Origin of the sequence: Chryseobacterium lathyri, assembly GCF_019970085.1 — a bacterium.
Lineage (GTDB): Bacteria > Bacteroidota > Bacteroidia > Flavobacteriales > Weeksellaceae > Chryseobacterium > Chryseobacterium lathyri.
Map to the genome: position 1 here is coordinate 45,983 of NZ_JAHXYG010000002.1, position 16,758 is coordinate 62,740.

The following is a 16,758-nucleotide window of genomic DNA, read 5'->3' on the forward strand; positions in this document are numbered from 1 at the left end:
AATAATATAGTTTGGTTACAGTTGTAGTTTTCAACTTTGATAACTTCCCTCTTCTTGCATCAAGCTTCCTTACTTATTGCAATTCATTACCTTTTACAAAAATGCCGGCGAATTATTCGCCGGCATTAATTACTTGTTCTATTTCTTCTTCGAAAGCTTTCTTCCAGTTCATGATCGTTGTTCTGCTGATCTTATATTTTCGTGACATGTAGCTGGTAGAAAAACCATGCTTATTCTGATACTGTAAAAGCTTGAACATGGTTTCCTTATCATAAGTTCTAAGCTTCTGATTGTTGATCTGGCTTTCTTTCGACTGCTCAAAAATCTTTTCGTTGAAATTTAACACATCTTCTGTGGTATTCAGCTTTCCTAAGAGCTCTTTGATCTTTGGATCTTTCAGCTTTTCCGGATGCTCCAGCCTCAGCATATCATAATATATCTTTTTGTAATTGGGACGCATAAAGAATTTCTGTTTATCCGTTATTATTATCATTATTTTTCTGAAGCCATCTGTGAAGCGTGCTTTTGGGGATAGAATATTCTTTGATGACTTCACCGTAGGTCATCTCGCCGGATAGAATCCTTTTCAGAATAAAATCTTTGATCTCCTGAGTATAAATATTCTTCCTGAAATAAGGAATCTTATCAGATTTCTTTTGATTCTTATTCACTGCAGATGGAGGTGCATAAAGGATAAGATGCGAGCTGTAGAGTCTGAAAAAGTCATATTCCAGTAGCTTGCTCCATCTCAAAAGTAAATCCGTATCTATGGATTTGCTTTGGTATACATTTTCAATAAATTTATCATCCTTATTGAGAAAATTGCAGATCCTTTCCATAGATACCTCATTTTCATCAACCATCTCCTTGATAAACTTTCCTATATGAATTTCTTTATATAACATTTATTGAGTACTATTTTTTTAATTCATGAATTAAAGAAAATAGAAAATATATTACATTCCGGCGAATGACAGCACATTTAAAATACGGGTACGTCGAGAAAATCTCAGCGGCAGCAAAAAAGAAATTTAAGCTTAGTACCATACTTTGATATATGTACAGTCGACAGTTAGAGGGATGACCGGCCGATATTGTTTCAGGCTCTATGTCTTAAAAAATATTTTATACCTCAATTTTTCAATTGCTGTATTCTTAGTCATTGATTCATGTGCCTTTATCATATTCTGTAGGAATATGTCTTTAAAACTTTTTCATACAGTTTTCGTAATATTTTCAACTATTAACCTTAGTATGGGCAGATCATACTATCCGTAAAATGTTAATTGATAGTGAATAATCTGCCTGTTAGTTTTCAAATTTAAAGAAAAAATAGAACCTAATTCCTAAAAATGCATAAAAAATCTCTTTCAGAATGAATTTTAAATAAAATTAACATATTAATTATACGGGTATGTGAATTATTTCAATCAAAAAGTTTAAACATTGTAATTGCATTCCATCTTTCAAGTATATACCTTTGCAGCTCAATGAAAAATACCATAAGCTTATTCGATTTTTCGAAAAAAATAAATTATAAAAACGAACTTCTGGCAGGTTTTACAGTGGCCATGACCATGATCCCTGAATCACTTTCTTTTGCGATTCTGGCCGGATTGTCCCCGCTTACAGGGCTTTATGCTGCCTTTATGATGGGACTTATCACGGCAATTTTAGGAGGCCGCCCCGGAATGGTTTCGGGAGGAGCCGGAGCCACTATTGTTGTATTGATCGCTCTGATAAAATCTCATGGAATAGAATACCTTTTTGCCGCCGTTGCCCTTGCCGGAATTTTTCAGATACTTGTCGGAGTTTTTAAGCTTGGGAAATTTGTGAGGCTCATTCCGCAGCCTGTAATGTACGGCTTTTTGAATGGTCTCGCGGTCATTATTTTTATGGCCCAGATAGAACAGTTTAAAATAACAGACAGCACAGGAGCCATCAGCTGGCGTCAGGGAATGCCTTTATATATTATGGCAGGACTCACAGCTCTTACCATTGCTATTGTATACTTCTTTCCTAAGATCACAAAAGCTGTTCCTGCATCTTTGGTGGCAATTATCGTAGTTTTTGCGGTGGTTTTTGGTTTTAATATTCCTACAAAAACTGTAGCAGATATAGCACACATCAGTGGAAATCTTCCAAGTTTTCATATCCCGCAAATTCCTTTTACCTTAGAAACGCTGCAGATCATTTTTCCCTATGCTTTGGTGATGGCTGGGGTTGGTCTTATCGAATCTCTTCTTACGTTATCCATGGTAGATGAGATCACCAATTCAAAAGGAAATGCCAACAAAGAGTCTGTAGCACAGGGAATAGCCAATATTACCAATGGTTTTTTCGGAGGAATGGGAGGCTGTGCCATGGTAGCACAGACATTGGTCAATCTCAATGCAGGTTCAAGGGCCAGACTGTCCGGGATTATAGGTTCGGTAATGATCCTTGCTATCATCTTATTCGGAGCTCCGTTTATTGAAAGAATACCAATGGCAGCATTGGTGGGAGTTATGATGATGGTTGCCATAGGTACATTTCAGTGGGTTTCTATCCGGATCGTCAATAAAATGCCGAAGTCCGATATTTTTGTAGGGATTACTGTAGCCCTGATAACGATTATCCTTCACAATCTTGCACTGGCAGTGCTTGTAGGCGTTATAATTGCTGCATTGGTTTTTGCGTGGGATAATGCCAAGAGAATCAGGGCAAGGAAATCTATCGACGAAAATGGAGTAAAGCATTATGAAATATACGGCCCCTTATTTTTTGGTTCAGTAACTGCATTCATGGATAAGTTTGATCTGATGGATGATCCGGATGAAGTTGTAGTAGATTTCAGAGAAAGCCGCATTGTGGATATGAGTGCTATTGATGCTTTGGATAAACTATCTAAAAAATATAGTCAGCAAAACAAAAAGCTCTATCTGCGCCACCTCAGTGAAGATTGCCGTGCCATGCTGAAAAATGCAGAGGCCGTGATTGAAGTCAATATTCAGGAAGATCCTACTTATAAGGTGATGCCGGAATAAGGGGGGAGACTGAAAGATTTAAAAATTTAAGAATTAAAAGATTTAGAGATTCAGAAATTTAAAAATCTGTTTCAACTGAGAAATCTGTGGGAAGCAAAGCATCAACCACAAAAGTTACAAAAGCTTTTTAAGTTGAATATATCATTCGCATAAAGTGCACTACAGTTTTATGAAAATCTTTGATTTTTCACTTATGTGATCTTCTTGTTTTCAGGATGGTAAAACTTTTGAAACTAAAGCTAAAGTGTTTAGAATTAAAATCTTTTGTGACTTTTGTGGTTAAATAGTACGCAAAAATTCACAATTGACCATTCACATTTCACCCTGCAATAACCAAACAAGGACTGTAAAATCATTTTACAGCCCCCGTTTTTTAGGTTACTAATGTATTGGCAATGAAATCCAGCGCTAAAGCATAGTGCGACAGTTTCATGCTGATCGAAGCTCTTCCACTCGTCAGAGTTCTCAGATCGGAAATATATCCGAACGTAGAAGCCAACGGAACTTCCGCCGTGAAAATCTTTCTTCCTGATCTTTCATCAATGGACGAAATAATTCCCCTTCTTCGGTTGATATCAGCCGTTACAGCGCCCGTGTACTCTTCAATACTCTGGATTTCAACCTGCATGATCGGTTCCAGAAGTTTAGGACTGCATGATAAAGCAGCCGCTCTGAATCCGTCTCTCGCTGCATTTTCAAAATCAAATGCAGCAGAATCTTGGTCATGGAAAGAACCGTCCAGAAGTCTGATCTTCATACTTTCCAAAGGATAACCTTTCAATGGTCCGTTTTCCATGGCTTCTCTGAAACCTTTTTCTACGGAAGGAATAAATTCACCCGGAATAACACCTCCTTTGATCAGATTAATGAATTCCAATCCGGGTTCATTATTTTCTCTTGGTCCGATCTCAAAAGTGATATCGGCAAACTGTCCGCTTCCACCATTTTGCTTCGAAAGCTTTTCCCTGTGGGTTCTGGTTTCCGTTAAAATCTCACGGTAAGACACTTTAGGTTTCCCTTGATTGACTTCTATACCATGATTCAGACGGATCTTTTCAAGAGTGACTTCAAGGTGAAGTTCACCCAGACCGCTCAACAAAGTTTCTCCGGTCTGCAGGTCTCTTTCTACCACTAAAGAAGGGTCTTCTTCCTGAATTTTAGCCAGAACCAAACCGAAAGATTTCTCATCACTGTTTGTTTTAGGCTCTATTGAAACCCTGATTACAGGAGCAGGAATGGTAATCGCTTCCAGAAGGGCAGGTTTCTCTACCGCTGATAAAGAATCTCCGGTTTTGGCGTCCTTAATTCCTGTTAAAGCCACAATGTCACCTGCTTTTCCTTCTTCTATCGATAAAGTTTTATCAGACTGCAGCTTCAGAATTCTCGATATCCTGAAACTTTCCCCTGTCCTTACATTCAGAACCGTATCACCGGATTTTATCGAACCGGAATACAAACGGAGCATGGCAAGTCTTCCCATATGTTTATCGATCACGACTTTAAAAACAAGTCCCGAAAAGAATTCAGCTTCATTTCTTACCAATTCTACAGCTTCTTCCGTATCGGGGTCTTTTCCCTGAACGGCAGGAAGCTGATCCGGTGCCGGAAAATAAGTAACTACAGCATCCAAAAGCGGCTGTACCCCTTTATTTTTAAAGGCAGAACCACAAAGAACCGGAACCGCAGCTCCTGACCTGCAAACCTTTTGTAAAGCTTCAGTAATCATTTCCTCAGCAATGTTGTGTTCAGGATCCATGAAAATCTCAAAAAACGTTTCATCGTATTCCGCGAGGGTTTCCATTAATTTCATCCTGTATTCATCAGCATCCGCTTTGTAGTTCTCAGGAATTTTTTTCTCGATAATGGTTTCCCCGTTTTCATCTGTCCAGTATAAAGCTTTCTGTCTGATTAAATCAATCACTCCTTCAAATTGGTCTTCAGCCCCCATTGGGATTTGAAGCGCCATAGGAACTGTATTCAGTTTTGTTTCAATTTCCTTAAGAACGGCGAAGAAGTCCGCTCCGATTCTGTCCATTTTATTGATGAAGCATATCTTTGAAATTCCGTGTTTCTCAGCCTGGAACCAAACATTCTCAGTTTGTGGCTGAACACCTGAAGAGGCACAGAACACAGCAACAACACTATCCAGAATTCTTAAGGAACGTTCGACTTCTACTGCGAAATCGATATGTCCGGGTGTATCGATGATATTAATGTTATAAACCGTTTCTCCTTTCTTCCATTGTGTGGAAACAGCTGCGGATGAAATGGTGATTCCTCTGTTTTTCTCCTGGATGTCTTTATCCATGGTGGTATTTCCATCGTCTACATTTCCAATCTTATGAATGAGACCTGTGTAATAAAGAAGCCTTTCTGTTAAAGTGGTTTTTCCTGCGTCTACGTGTGCTATGATTCCTATATTTCTTGTGCTATATTTCATTTTGCTGAATTTAAATTGTTGATTTTGAGAATACAAACAGGTATTCTCCTCGTTTGAGGTCTGGAAAATAAGGCAGCAAAAAAGACCCATCTGAACAGATAGGTCTTCAATATATTTTTAGTAATAAAAAGATCTAAGGAACTATTCAGATAAATATTGAGTGCTGCCAGAGTACACAGCTCTCACAGGGTTACTTAAAGTTATTATATTTATCATTGTTGTTGACATTGTTGATTTTTAATCGGTTGCGAAATTAGATAATTTTTTTAATTGTCCAAAATTTTTTAGAAAAATTTTTTGATCAGCGAATTTAAACAAATTGTTAAGCCCAACTGAAATCAATAGAAAAACAGGTGAAAATTCATAAAAATTTCTTAAAACAGAGAAGTACATCATGCTTTTCTAAGAAAAATTTTATCTTTGGGAAGAATACCCAATGAAACACTTGTTGATGATTAAACAATTTTAAATCTTTTTCAAGAAAGCTAAATAAAACTTTTAACTTAAAACTATTGAAAACGGATATCGACATTCACAACCACTGTCATTTTTCTTTTGACCTGTGGCTCACCTTAATCAAATCTCACCCTGAATTTAAAACAAAAAGAGTTGAGTTGTTCACCTCGTTTTTTGATATTAACAAACCTGTAGAAGAAGTTGCGAAGACTGTAAAATATTATGATGATCTCTGCAATACAGTCAATGAAGTTACAGGTGGAAATATTGATACTTTTGAAATGTATTTACTGATTCTGGGTTCGCTGGATGTAGATGTAAAACAATTGGATAAAGAAATACTGAACGGCTTTTATCTGAAAAGTGAAGACCTGTTTTTAGAATATAAGCCTGTTATCATTTTCGAAAATATAAAAGAATTTTTTGATCAGATCAAGAATGAGGGAAAGACGGTTAATATTCTGAGCAATACGGGATTTATCAAAGGGAGAACAATGAGGAAATTTCTGATTCAGGAGGAGCTGGATCAGTATATAGACTTCCATATTTATTCAGATGAGATCAATATTTCCAAACCGAATCCTCTTATTTTCCAGGAAGTGAAAAATAATCTTAAAGACCGGGATCTTCCTATGCACCGTATCCTGCACATTGGAGACAATCCCGTGGCAGATTATAAGGGCGCAAAAGATTTTGGCTTCAGTGCCCATTTACTTAAACACTAAATTACTATGAATAAAAGATACAGCTTACACCACATTCATTCGGCGGATGAGTTCAGTTTCTCACCCGAGGAATACAGCTATTTCAAGTATGGCGATAAGTCGTATGCTGAAAAGTTTGCTAAAGAATTATTCAACGGATTTATTGCAGAACATGCAGACCTTTTAAACACAGAAAAAGAGATTGTGGTTCTGCCAAGTCCGTATATGGCCATTCCTACGGCTTCTAATTTTTTATGTTTTTTCTTTAAAAAGCATCTGGATCTGTACCTGTTTCAGAAAGGAATGAGATCCAGTATTATCTCCAAAATCAACCGTAACCACACCTATATTACGGATTATGGGAACCTTAATTTTGAAGACCGTAAAAATCTGATTGCGAATGATACTTATTATATTGATAAGGACTTTTTACGTGGAAAACTTTGTATTTTTATAGACGATATAAAAATCACAGGAAGCCACGAATATACAGTGAGCAGGATTTTGAATGAGTATAATGTGGAAGCAGATTTTATGTTTCTCTATTATGCGGAACTGATGAACTTTGATATTGATCCGAAAATCGAAAACCATTTCAATTATTATGCCGTGAAAAATGTAAAACACGTCGCAGAAGTAATGGGAAAGGCAAGTTTTGAATTTAACACAAGGATCGTAAAATATATTTTAGGCCTGGATTCAAGTAATTTTGACTATCTTACGTCTAAAGTAAAAAAGGAGCAGATGGACCTGCTTCTTGAGCTGGCCATCAGCAATAATTATCATTTAATAAAAGAATACGAAAATAACATTAATACTTTAACACAAACGGAACTATATTATGGCTATTAACTTACAAAAAGGACAGAGAGAAAACATTAACGCACCTAAATTCACTGTAGGTTTAGGATGGGATATCAATAATACTTCTACAGGAACAGCATTTGACCTTGATGCTTCTTTATTTTTGCTTGGCGAGGACAAAAAGCTGGTTTCAGACAATCACTTTATTTTCTATAATAATTTAGAATCTCCGGACAAATCTGTGATCCATACAGGGGATAACCTTACAGGAGAGGGTTCAGGAGATGATGAACAGATCAAGATAGATCTTACAAAAATAGATTCAGCAATTCAGGAAATTACGGTAGTGGTGACGATCCACGATGCTGATGCAAGAAAACAAAACTTCGGACAGGTAAGAAATTCTTTCATCAGAATTTTCAATACTGATACCAACGAAGAAATCCTGAAATATGAATTAGACGAGGATTTCTCTATTGAAACTGCAGTGGAATTCGGAAGAATTTACAACAGAAACGGAGAATGGAAATTTGAAGCTGTTGGAGCTGGTCAGAGAGACGGCCTTGACAAATTCGTATCAATTTATCAAAAGTAATTATGGACAACCAGGACAATCAACCCATAGATCCAATGGGATCAATTGAACCTCTTAAAACATTCGAACCCACCCCAATGGCTCCACCGAGCCAGCCTGTACAAAATACGGCACCAGCGGTTCTTGTGGATAAAGAAGGAAATGTAAATCTGAATCAGCTGCAGGTAGAAGAACGCCAAAAGTATGAGGTTCTTGCCAATTCCATCGATGAGACCAATCCAAGCTCCATCGTAAATTACGGAGCAGAGCTTCAGAAAACCTTATCCAACCAGAGTGACAGCTTTTTAGGAAATGTAAGAAGATCCAACTCAGGAGAAGTGGGAGTGCTTATCAATGATCTGTTGGTAGAATTGAACTACGTAGATGTTGATGAACTTCAACAGAATAAAGTGAAAAGCTTCCTCAGCAAGATCCCATTCATGAAAAAAATTGTTTCGCAGGTAGAAAATCTATTCGCGAAATATGATAAGATCATCAACAATATCGAACAGATTGCTCATAAAGTAAACGCAGGAATTATAACGTCTACCAAAGACAACGCTGTTTTACAGACAATTTTTGAGAGCAATGTGAATTCCATCAAGCAAATTGAAGACCTTGTGATCGCGGGAAATGTAAGAATGGAAAGAGCCGCAGGGGAATTGGCCCAAATGGAAGCTGACCCGCAAAGCTACCAGGATTATCAGATTGCTGATAAGAGAGATTTCATCGCAAGATTAGACAGAAGAATGGCTGACCTTAAAGTAGTGCGTATCATCATGATGCAGTCACTTCCGCAGATCAGACTGGTACAGAATAACAATGTTTCTATTGCTGAAAAAGCACAGACAATTCTTACTACAACACTTCCGGTTTGGAAAAACCAGCTTTCACTGGCCGTGGCCATGTACAGACAGCAGCAGAATATCGAGATCCAGCAAAAGGTATCTTCCACTACGGAAGCGATTCTGAAGAAAAATGCAGAACGTCTGGGTCAGAATTCAGTGAATGTAGCGAGAGCGAACGAGCAGACCATCGTATCGGTAGAAACATTGAGAGAAACGACTTCCATGTTGATCAATACATTGAATGAAGTGAAACAGATCCAAAAGCAAGGTGCTGAAGGAAGAAGAAAACTGGATCAGGATCTTCAGACACTGGAACATGAATTAAAAGCAAACGTCAGAGGTTAATAACAGAATACCAAGGTGGGGGATGATGCAGCAACCATAATGTCTCAGAGTAAAAGAAGATTAACAAAGCTTAAACTTCTTGCTAATTTTTTTGAACATATTGATATCATATCTATTTACATCAAAACAGATATTATACACAATTTATTTCAGGAAAATAAGGCTTTGGACTACAAGAAACTGGAACTGTTTCACCTGCAGTATACCGACAGCCTCATAGAACTTCTCACTAAGATCAAAAGGCAGAAGGAAAATGATATGCTGGCTGTGATTAACGAAATTGATGTCAATAATAAATATATTGAAGGTTTTGAAGAAAGGCGTGGAGACAGCTTTCAGACCGAACGGAAAATGTACAGCGGCGTATTTTCCCAACATCTGAAAACGCTCTATAAAGATCTTACCGAAAATATCTTTACGGCAGATTGGAACAAGGTTCTGTATTTCCATAAAAAATACGGACAAGAGTTCTACAGGACTAATGCAGATGAAGAACAGCTGAAGTCCCAGCCTTTTCCGGCCTATCAGTATAAAGATTATGCAATAGAAAGGAAACTTTTGGGAAGACTGAATATCCAGAATTTCAAGGTACGCTTTGTTTGCGGTTATCTGATTGGGACTTATGAATATGAGCTCTTCAGAATATTTCAGTCGGATGATTATTTTATTTTTGGTATTGATGAGAAAAAACTTTACCTGTTTGACGGTGATCTGGAAAAACTAGATATTTCCGAAAACCAGTCGAACCAGACAACGATCATCAACCAGCTGAAAAATAAAAACGAGCTGTTGGAAAATTCCATCAATGAAAGAAAGCGAATGCTTCCTGCAGAAGTGGAAAATGTACTGAAAGACTATCTCAAAAACCTGGAAAATATAGATATTATGAGCAAAATATTTGATTTCGACGAAGAAACGAATATCCTGCGTGCCATGCTTAATCTGAATTTAAATAATAATTAAAGCGAAAGAAAGCTATCATTTCGCCCAACAATAAAATAACAATACTAAACCATAAAAAAATGGCTATTAACTTACAAAAAGGTCAAAGAATAAACCTGAAAAAGGAAAACGGTGCCGAGCTTACCCAAGCCTGTGTGGGAATCAACTGGGGAGCAATTGAGAAAAAAGGACTTTTCGGAACTAAAAAAGAAGCAGTAGACTTAGACGGAAGCTGTATCTTATTTGATTCAAACAAAACGCTTACAGAAGTAATCTATTTCGGAAACCTGAAATCTAGAAACGGTTCTGTACGACATAGCGGGGACGACCTTACCGGAGACGTAAACGGGGACGATGGACTGGATAATGAAGTGATCACAGTGGACTTCAGCCAGCTGGAGCCGAACGTGGAACATGTTGCACTGGTACTGAACAGCTATCAGGGGCAGGATTTTGGAACAATTCCTTTCGCTTCTATCCGTATCTATGAAGGAACTCCTACCAACGTAAGAGAGGTTTTCGCTAAATATGATATTGCCAACGATGCTTCATTCAAAGGACATGTTGCCATGGTCATGGGTGTTTTCTATAAAAGAAACGGTGAATGGAAGTTCAACGCGATCGGTGACCCTACCTCAGACAGAAAGCTGGAGCAGACGATTCAGACAGTTCAGGCCAATTATTTATAATCGATAGATAATCAGTAAGAATAGGCTTTGTCTCATTCAAAAAAAATGAATAGTTTTACGGCTTGAGCCAAAACTTACATATTGAATTAAAATAATTAAAAATTAGCAATATTTGTGCATGCCGTACATCTATTGCTTTTATCATATAATAACATAAACTGAAGTGGAACATCAAAGTATTTTAGAATTGCACCCGGGCTTGGTGTGGGGATTTGCAATAACAGTCGTTATCATGCTGCTCCTGGATTTAGGAGTATTCAACAAAAAAAGCCATGAAGTATCGTCCAAAGAAGCTACCATCTGGTCTATCGTATGGATTTCATTATCCATGATATTTTCCGGAGTAGTGTATTGGGTTTTCAATACAGACGGATCTCCTGAAAGCCATGCCGTGGCCGTAGAAAAATTTACGCAGTATCAGGCCGCCTACTGGATTGAAAAGGCTCTCTCTGTGGATAACCTATTCGTATTCATCCTTGTTTTCGGGTTCTTTAAAGTTCCGAAATACCTTCACCACAAAGTTCTCTTCTGGGGAATTATTGGAGCACTGATATTCAGAGCAATATTTATCTTCGCAGGAGTAGGACTTATTAACCTGACGTATCTTCCTGAAATGAATATTTTCGGAGAAGCGGTGAAAATTAATGTGGTGATGACCCTTTTCGGTCTCTTCCTTGTGTATGCCGGAATCAAATCCTGGGGTGAAGGAGATGGTGAAGATGATGAAGATTACAGCAATACGGCCGGTGCAAGACTGATCAAAAGTTTCTGGAAAGTTTCCGATAACTATGATGGTGATAAATTCTTCACGATCCAAAACGGAATCAAGATGGCAACACCGCTTTTAGTAGTGGTGGGAGTTATTGAATTTACCGATGTTCTTTTCGCGGTAGATTCTATTCCAGCAATCTTTGCCATTTCCAATGACCCGTTCATCCTGTATACATCCAATATTTTTGCGATCTTAGGATTAAGATCATTATATTTCTTGTTGGCGAATTTTATCCACATGTTCAGCAAGCTTTCTTACGGACTGGCTATTATCCTTTCATTTATCGGGGTAAAAATGCTGATTGCACCATGGATTCATATTTCATCTCCGGTTTCATTGGGAATCGTGGGAGGAGTATTATTGCTTTCTGTTCTTTTATCCATTATGTTCCCTGAAAAAGAAGATGAGGAAAAAGAGAAGCTGGAAGATCAATAAATTTTAAGAATTTTCTTTAAAAATAGAAGCCCTTGATATTAAATTTTCAAGGGCTTTTTTATGAAAAGTCACAAGTTTTTTGAATTAAAATAATAGTGTTAAAAATAGACAGACTTGTCTGTATGTATTGAATTTTATTGTACATTTGTCCTATAAATTAAAACAGATGGCATCACCAAGAGATAGAATTGTTCAGACAGCTTCTGGTTTATTTGGTAAGCAGGGGTATAATTCCACAGGCATCAACCAGATTATTTCCGAAGCAAAAGTAGCAAAAGCAAGTTTCTACCAGTACTTTAAATCTAAGGATGACCTGTGTGTAGAATACCTCAATGTACGACATCAATATTGGTTCAATGAATTGAATCATTTTTGCGCACAGGAAGAGACCACGAAATCAAAAGTCCTGAGATCTTTCGATTTTCTGATCCATATGAATCAGAAAGAAAACTTTCAGGGATGTAGTTTCCTGAATATTCTGTCAGAAATACCTATGAATAATGCTGAAATTTTAAACGTCATCCAGCATCATAAAACAGACCTTAGACATTATTTCACAAAACTTTTTATGGATGATATTCTCTCAGATCATATTTATTTATTGTTTGAAAGCAGTCTCATAGAAAGCCAGCTTTTTAAGTCCAATGAATTCATAGAAAGTTCAAAAAAAATAATCAACACTTTAATTCCTTAAAAATATGGAACAGAAACACCCGCTTCCGCCCTTCACCCTTGAAACGGCAATAGAAAAAATACAGATGGCAGAAGATGCCTGGAACAGTCAGGACCCTGAGAAAGTATCCAAAGCTTATACAGTTGACAGTGAATGGAGAAACAGGGATACTTTCATTAACGGAAGAGAGGAAATCGTTATTTTTCTACAGAAAAAATGGCAAAAAGAACTTAACTATAAGCTTAAAAAAGAATATTGGGCCCATACAGACAACCGTATTGCTGTCCGTTTCGAATATGAATACCAAACCCAAGATGGAAAATGGTTCAGAGCATACGGAAATGAAAACTGGGAGTTTGATGGGAATGGCCTTATGCAGAAAAGATATGCAAGTATTAATGATGTAAGCATCCGGGAAGAAGACCGGAAATTTAAATAATGGTATAAAGACTGCTCACCTGAGCAGTCTTTTATTGAAAATATCAAATCCAGCTAAAAATAAAGCCCTGATTTATTGATGCTTATTCAGCAGCTTATTAATTTTCCTTCTCGTCTGCAAAGAAACCTTATACGCCTCATCACGCAGTTTCTGTATCTTTCCCACAGGCTGAAAAAAAGGTTTACTTTCAAATGGGTTGAATGAAAGCAGCTCATTGGTACAGTCTCGGGGATCAAGCAGTGCTCCCTGGTTGATGATCACTTCCCCAATCTTAATGTAAGGAGAATTTTTCCATTCGACATTCAGCCGGTTGATTGGTTGGCTTTTCAGGTCATAGCAAAACTGTATAAAGACCTCTGCTGTATAATTGTTATCCTGAAAATAGCTTTTCAAGGCATCTTTCATCTTGAGTTTCCTGCCAAATTTTTTATTGACGGACTTTGGAACCAGCTTTATCTTAATCATATTTTCACCGAGACGGTAGGCGCCCACAGAATGATAATCAAAAGATAGAATAAAATCATTCCTTTTGCCCAGAAGTTTTATAATGTTTTTGAAAAAAGACAGCGTAAAAAAATAAGGAATCATCTTAACAGCCTGAGCGGCCAGCGAGAACATACCTCTCCATTTTTTCATATACAACCGGTTGACCGCAGTAAACAGTTTCAGAAAATGAGAAACCGAATTGGTAGGAAATAAAGGAAAATTAACAAGTGGAAAATTGGCGATCAGATCACCGTTTTCATCCTTTACTTTTACTGCGAATCCATAGGCGGGAATATCTTTTTCAGTCGTATTTATCTTCAGATTAGCATTCGAAATCCTTATGGTCAGGTCAAATCTTTCACCGTCAAAAAACTGAAAAAGTTCTTCAGGAATATTTTTATCAATAATGAATGTGCCATCAGCTGCTGCATACGTTTTTGCATGAGCGTTTCTGGTAGCATAGTTGACATCGCTTATAGAAGAGGACTGCTCAACAAAGTCGGCAATCGACTTTTTATTGATTTCGAGAAGTTGTTTTTCCTCTTCATTTAGCTCATCAAACTTCTTATTATATTTTAGTGGTTGTGGCATTTAGTTTTTAAATCCAATTATAACGCCAAGTTTCCGAATCTGTGTTAACCCAGTGTTAAAAGTGTTTGAATTTTCCGGCAGAGAATGAGATTGGAAAGAGAAGATGGAAGAATCGGGATGGAAATTGTTGTTAGTCTGTGGTTTAGCTGAAAGGAGGGGAGATGGAAGCCTGAAGATGGAAGAACTCTTTATTTACCCATTAGCTGGCGGTGATGTAAATTTTTTCTTCATTATATTCTAAACCGATAACCAGCAACATTTTAACTATTATCCCTACCATCTACCTCCATAACTTCTATCTTCCAGCTTCCCTCTTCCGTTCTCCCCAAAACCCTTATCTTTGTAAAAAATATCAATAATGGGAGTAGCAGATATGTTATTTAAAAAGAAAAAAGAACTTGCCGAAAAGAATCTTAATGATGGTAAAGAATATATGGAAGAATATGGTAAGAGAGAAAGTGTTGTACAGTTGCCGAGCGGCTTGCAATATGAGATCATTACCGAAGGAAATGGTCCGAAACCAGGGCCTAAATCCACAGTAAAGTGCCATTACCACGGAACGACTATTTCCGGTAAGGTTTTCGACAGCTCCGTAAAAAGAGGAACTCCTGCATCCTTCCCTTTAAATAAGGTAATTAAAGGATGGACAGAAGCTCTTCAGTTAATGCCTGTTGGAAGTAAATGGAGACTGATCCTTCCTCCACATTTAGCGTATGGGGATCAGCAGATCAGCAAAGAAATAGGACCGAATTCTACTCTGGTTTTTGAAGTGGAACTGTTGGATATAAAATAATCCTGCTTAAAAATAGCTTAAAAAATTACCTGATTTCAGGTAATTTTTTTTATTTGTATTATATTCGTGTTGATCAATTATTAAAAAATAAAGATGGTTGTAATTTTTTAAGGTTTCAGGGAACCCCGGAAAATGGTATACAGAATATGCAGTTTTAAATTCTATCGGAGATAAAATCTTTGCGCCCTAAAAAAAGTAAACCATTAATCTCTTGTGCCTTTGCGGTTACCCAACAATATTACCCAAAGCAAAAAATATAAACTGAATGAAAAAACTCTTTTACTTTTTGGCAGTATTCAGTCTGTTAGCTTCCTGTGTCTCCAAAAAGAATCAGGTGATTAAGCAAAATATCCTTACGCTGAAGGACAGTTACTGTAAGGCACCTTTCAAATATAATTACAGCAACAGAATCCCATCCTATAATTCGGATTCTATTCTGGCTGCCAATAAAGAGCTACAGGGCCTGTTTTCCGATCAGAGTATCCTTATTCTGAATGCCTTGGATAATCTGGATGAGGTTCATCAAATTATTGATCTTAAAAAAGACTCATCCATTGCTTCCCAGGTTAAAGTACTGCAGCTTAAAACCAAGATCAACAGCAAAATCACTATTGCCCTTACAGAACTGGATGCCGTTGCTGCGGAATTTGACTGTGAAGGAGAAAGGGTGGCACAAATAGGAAATTATGTGGATAATCTTAACGATTCCAAAAATAATAAGCTGATTCTGCTTTCTATTGTAACAGGAGCGGCTGCCTCTGTGGCCGGAGGAATCATCAGTGATGGAGGCTGGAGCAATGCTGTTGACATCAGTGGAGGGGTTCTGGGAGCAGGTTTCGGGCTTGCGACCCTTAATCCGAAAGGCAAAAAAGTAGAATTTATCCATCAGAGAAACCTGTTGAGAGATATTTGGAGAGGAAAACTGGAATCCCCGAATTTTCCGCCATTCATCTGGTATATGTATACAGAGAAGAAATTTTCCAATAAAGAAGCACATTCTATAATTGGTAATATGAAGGAAAGATGGCTTCATTATCAGTTTGATGACAATAAAGCGGAAGCGGATCAGTCTGTGATTTTCAGTGATGGAGGCTTTTACAGGGCAGATGATCTTCATAACCGTGCTGCCATGCTCAATCAGATGCAGTCTGCAACAAGAACCATTAACCAGAACATCAATTATCTGCTGCTGGATCTGGATAAATTAATCCTTTAAGAAAAATTTAACTGTAATAAAATTTGTTACATTTAAAAATTTGTTTACCTTTGTCCTGTAATTACAATGAACAATACAAGATTTGCTACGGCAATACATATTATGACCTTATTGGCAAAAAGCCCTCAGGAGTGGCTCACTTCTGAATGGATTGCCGGCAGCATCAATATCAATCCGGCGATTGTAAGAAAAGAGATCAGCGTATTGAGAGAAGCAGGCCTGATTGTCAGCAGACAGGGAAAAGACGGGGGAAGCCAACTTGCCAAAAATGCAGAACAGACCAGTATTTCAGAGATTTACAGAGCTGTAAAAAATACAGAGGTTTTAGGCAAAAAAAATCAGAATCCCAATCCTGCATGCAGTGTTGGTAAAGAGATCAATATCCATTTAAATAGCTTATTTGAAGAAACGGATCAGTTGGTTACTCAATTTTTAGGCGATAAGTCCCTGAAAGAATTTTCGGAGCAGTTCGAATAAAATTTTTTTAACCCAAAATGTAACAAGTTTTATTACAATTTAATTTTT

General features: G+C 37.4%; 17 protein-coding genes. 13 read left to right on the forward strand and 4 right to left on the reverse strand.

What is annotated here, in order from left to right; translation table 11 throughout:
• Nucleotides 1-112: 112 nt before the first annotated feature.
• Together LC418_RS05575 and LC418_RS05580 are read right to left on the reverse strand one after the other, a co-directional pair.
• The gene (locus LC418_RS05575) at nt 113-493 is read right to left on the reverse strand and encodes a helix-turn-helix domain-containing protein (protein WP_223558383.1); all 381 of its coding nucleotides are present in this window, start codon (nt 491-493) and stop codon (nt 113-115) included.
• On the reverse strand, nt 474-905 hold the full coding sequence (locus LC418_RS05580; RefSeq protein WP_111959102.1) for a transposase: 432 nt from the start codon (nt 903-905) through the stop codon (nt 474-476). The genes LC418_RS05575 and LC418_RS05580 overlap by 20 nt, the downstream gene beginning before the upstream one ends.
• Nucleotides 906-1,490: 585 nt before the next feature.
• Here LC418_RS05580 and LC418_RS05585 point away from each other — a divergent pair.
• Nucleotides 1,491-3,026, forward strand: coding sequence for a SulP family inorganic anion transporter (locus tag LC418_RS05585; protein ID WP_223558384.1), 1,536 nt, complete (start codon nt 1,491-1,493; stop codon nt 3,024-3,026).
• 373 nt (nt 3,027-3,399) lie between these two features.
• Here LC418_RS05585 and fusA read toward each other — a convergent pair whose 3' ends face one another.
• Complete coding sequence (gene fusA, locus LC418_RS05590; RefSeq protein WP_223558385.1) at nt 3,400-5,466, reverse strand: elongation factor G; 2,067 nt, start codon at nt 5,464-5,466, stop codon at nt 3,400-3,402.
• Between the two features lie 512 nt (nt 5,467-5,978).
• Between fusA and LC418_RS05595 the strand changes: the two genes are divergently transcribed.
• The 9 genes from LC418_RS05595 to LC418_RS05635 all read left to right on the forward strand — a co-directional run bounded on the left by LC418_RS05595 (nt 5,979) and on the right by LC418_RS05635 (nt 13,147).
• On the forward strand, nt 5,979-6,647 hold the full coding sequence (locus LC418_RS05595; protein WP_223558386.1) for an HAD family hydrolase: 669 nt from the start codon (nt 5,979-5,981) through the stop codon (nt 6,645-6,647).
• Nucleotides 6,648-6,653: 6 nt separating this feature from the next.
• The gene (locus LC418_RS05600) at nt 6,654-7,478 is read left to right on the forward strand and encodes a phosphoribosyltransferase family protein (protein ID WP_223558387.1); all 825 of its coding nucleotides are present in this window, start codon (nt 6,654-6,656) and stop codon (nt 7,476-7,478) included.
• Nucleotides 7,468-8,025, forward strand: coding sequence for a TerD family protein (locus tag LC418_RS05605; RefSeq protein WP_111959107.1), 558 nt, complete (start codon nt 7,468-7,470; stop codon nt 8,023-8,025). Before LC418_RS05600 ends, LC418_RS05605 begins: the two co-directional genes overlap by 11 nt.
• Nucleotides 8,026-8,027: 2 nt before the next feature.
• Nucleotides 8,028-9,197, forward strand: a complete 1,170-nt coding sequence (locus LC418_RS05610) for a toxic anion resistance protein (RefSeq protein WP_174772335.1) — start codon at nt 8,028-8,030, stop codon at nt 9,195-9,197.
• A gap of 165 nt (nt 9,198-9,362) precedes the next feature.
• Complete coding sequence (locus LC418_RS05615; protein WP_223558388.1) at nt 9,363-10,160, forward strand: hypothetical protein; 798 nt, start codon at nt 9,363-9,365, stop codon at nt 10,158-10,160.
• 59 nt (nt 10,161-10,219) lie between these two features.
• Entirely contained in the window at nt 10,220-10,828 is a 609-nt protein-coding gene (locus LC418_RS05620) for a TerD family protein (protein WP_111959109.1), read from the forward strand.
• Nucleotides 10,829-10,991: 163 nt separating this feature from the next.
• A complete protein-coding gene (locus LC418_RS05625; protein ID WP_111959110.1) occupies nt 10,992-12,035 on the forward strand; it encodes a TerC/Alx family metal homeostasis membrane protein in 1,044 nt (347 codons plus the stop codon).
• 166 nt (nt 12,036-12,201) lie between these two features.
• On the forward strand, nt 12,202-12,729 hold the full coding sequence (locus tag LC418_RS05630) for a TetR/AcrR family transcriptional regulator (protein ID WP_223558389.1): 528 nt from the start codon (nt 12,202-12,204) through the stop codon (nt 12,727-12,729).
• A gap of 4 nt (nt 12,730-12,733) precedes the next feature.
• Nucleotides 12,734-13,147 (forward strand): nuclear transport factor 2 family protein, encoded by a 414-nt coding sequence (locus LC418_RS05635; protein WP_223558390.1) that lies wholly within the window; start codon nt 12,734-12,736, stop codon nt 13,145-13,147.
• A gap of 72 nt (nt 13,148-13,219) precedes the next feature.
• On the opposite strand, the gene LC418_RS05640 is transcribed toward LC418_RS05635, so the two are convergent.
• Nucleotides 13,220-14,224: a catalase family protein gene (locus LC418_RS05640; protein WP_223558391.1), complete on the reverse strand. Its 1,005-nt coding sequence runs from the start codon at nt 14,222-14,224 to the stop codon at nt 13,220-13,222.
• 358 nt (nt 14,225-14,582) lie between these two features.
• On the opposite strand from LC418_RS05640, the gene LC418_RS05645 reads away from it, so the two are divergent.
• The 3 genes from LC418_RS05645 to LC418_RS05655 all read left to right on the forward strand — a co-directional run bounded on the left by LC418_RS05645 (nt 14,583) and on the right by LC418_RS05655 (nt 16,710).
• Nucleotides 14,583-15,017, forward strand: a complete 435-nt coding sequence (locus LC418_RS05645; protein ID WP_111959114.1) for an FKBP-type peptidyl-prolyl cis-trans isomerase — start codon at nt 14,583-14,585, stop codon at nt 15,015-15,017.
• A 265-nt stretch (nt 15,018-15,282) separates the two neighbouring features.
• Entirely contained in the window at nt 15,283-16,233 is a 951-nt protein-coding gene (locus LC418_RS05650; protein WP_223558392.1) for a hypothetical protein, read from the forward strand.
• Nucleotides 16,234-16,299: 66 nt separating this feature from the next.
• The gene (locus LC418_RS05655; RefSeq protein ID WP_111959116.1) at nt 16,300-16,710 is read left to right on the forward strand and encodes an Rrf2 family transcriptional regulator; all 411 of its coding nucleotides are present in this window, start codon (nt 16,300-16,302) and stop codon (nt 16,708-16,710) included.
• The last annotated feature ends 48 nt before the right edge of the window (nt 16,711-16,758 follow it).

What these genes read in the sequence shown, in the direction of transcription:
- LC418_RS05605 (WP_111959107.1), top strand. Translation starts at nt 7,468, where the DNA reads ATGGCTATTAACTTACAAAAAGGACAGAGAGAAAACATTAACGCACCT.
- LC418_RS05645 (WP_111959114.1), top strand. Translation starts at nt 14,583, where the DNA reads ATGGGAGTAGCAGATATGTTATTTAAAAAGAAAAAAGAACTTGCCGAA.
- LC418_RS05610 (WP_174772335.1), top strand. Translation starts at nt 8,028, where the DNA reads ATGGACAACCAGGACAATCAACCCATAGATCCAATGGGATCAATTGAA.
- LC418_RS05600 (WP_223558387.1), top strand. Translation starts at nt 6,654, where the DNA reads ATGAATAAAAGATACAGCTTACACCACATTCATTCGGCGGATGAGTTC.
- LC418_RS05575 (WP_223558383.1), bottom strand. Translation starts at nt 493, where the DNA reads ATGATAATAATAACGGATAAACAGAAATTCTTTATGCGTCCCAATTAC.
- fusA (WP_223558385.1), bottom strand. Translation starts at nt 5,466, where the DNA reads ATGAAATATAGCACAAGAAATATAGGAATCATAGCACACGTAGACGCA.
- LC418_RS05640 (WP_223558391.1), bottom strand. Translation starts at nt 14,224, where the DNA reads ATGCCACAACCACTAAAATATAATAAGAAGTTTGATGAGCTAAATGAA.
- LC418_RS05620 (WP_111959109.1), top strand. Translation starts at nt 10,220, where the DNA reads ATGGCTATTAACTTACAAAAAGGTCAAAGAATAAACCTGAAAAAGGAA.
- LC418_RS05650 (WP_223558392.1), top strand. Translation starts at nt 15,283, where the DNA reads ATGAAAAAACTCTTTTACTTTTTGGCAGTATTCAGTCTGTTAGCTTCC.
- LC418_RS05655 (WP_111959116.1), top strand. Translation starts at nt 16,300, where the DNA reads ATGAACAATACAAGATTTGCTACGGCAATACATATTATGACCTTATTG.
- LC418_RS05635 (WP_223558390.1), top strand. Translation starts at nt 12,734, where the DNA reads ATGGAACAGAAACACCCGCTTCCGCCCTTCACCCTTGAAACGGCAATA.
- LC418_RS05585 (WP_223558384.1), top strand. Translation starts at nt 1,491, where the DNA reads ATGAAAAATACCATAAGCTTATTCGATTTTTCGAAAAAAATAAATTAT.
- LC418_RS05580 (WP_111959102.1), bottom strand. Translation starts at nt 905, where the DNA reads ATGTTATATAAAGAAATTCATATAGGAAAGTTTATCAAGGAGATGGTT.
- LC418_RS05630 (WP_223558389.1), top strand. Translation starts at nt 12,202, where the DNA reads ATGGCATCACCAAGAGATAGAATTGTTCAGACAGCTTCTGGTTTATTT.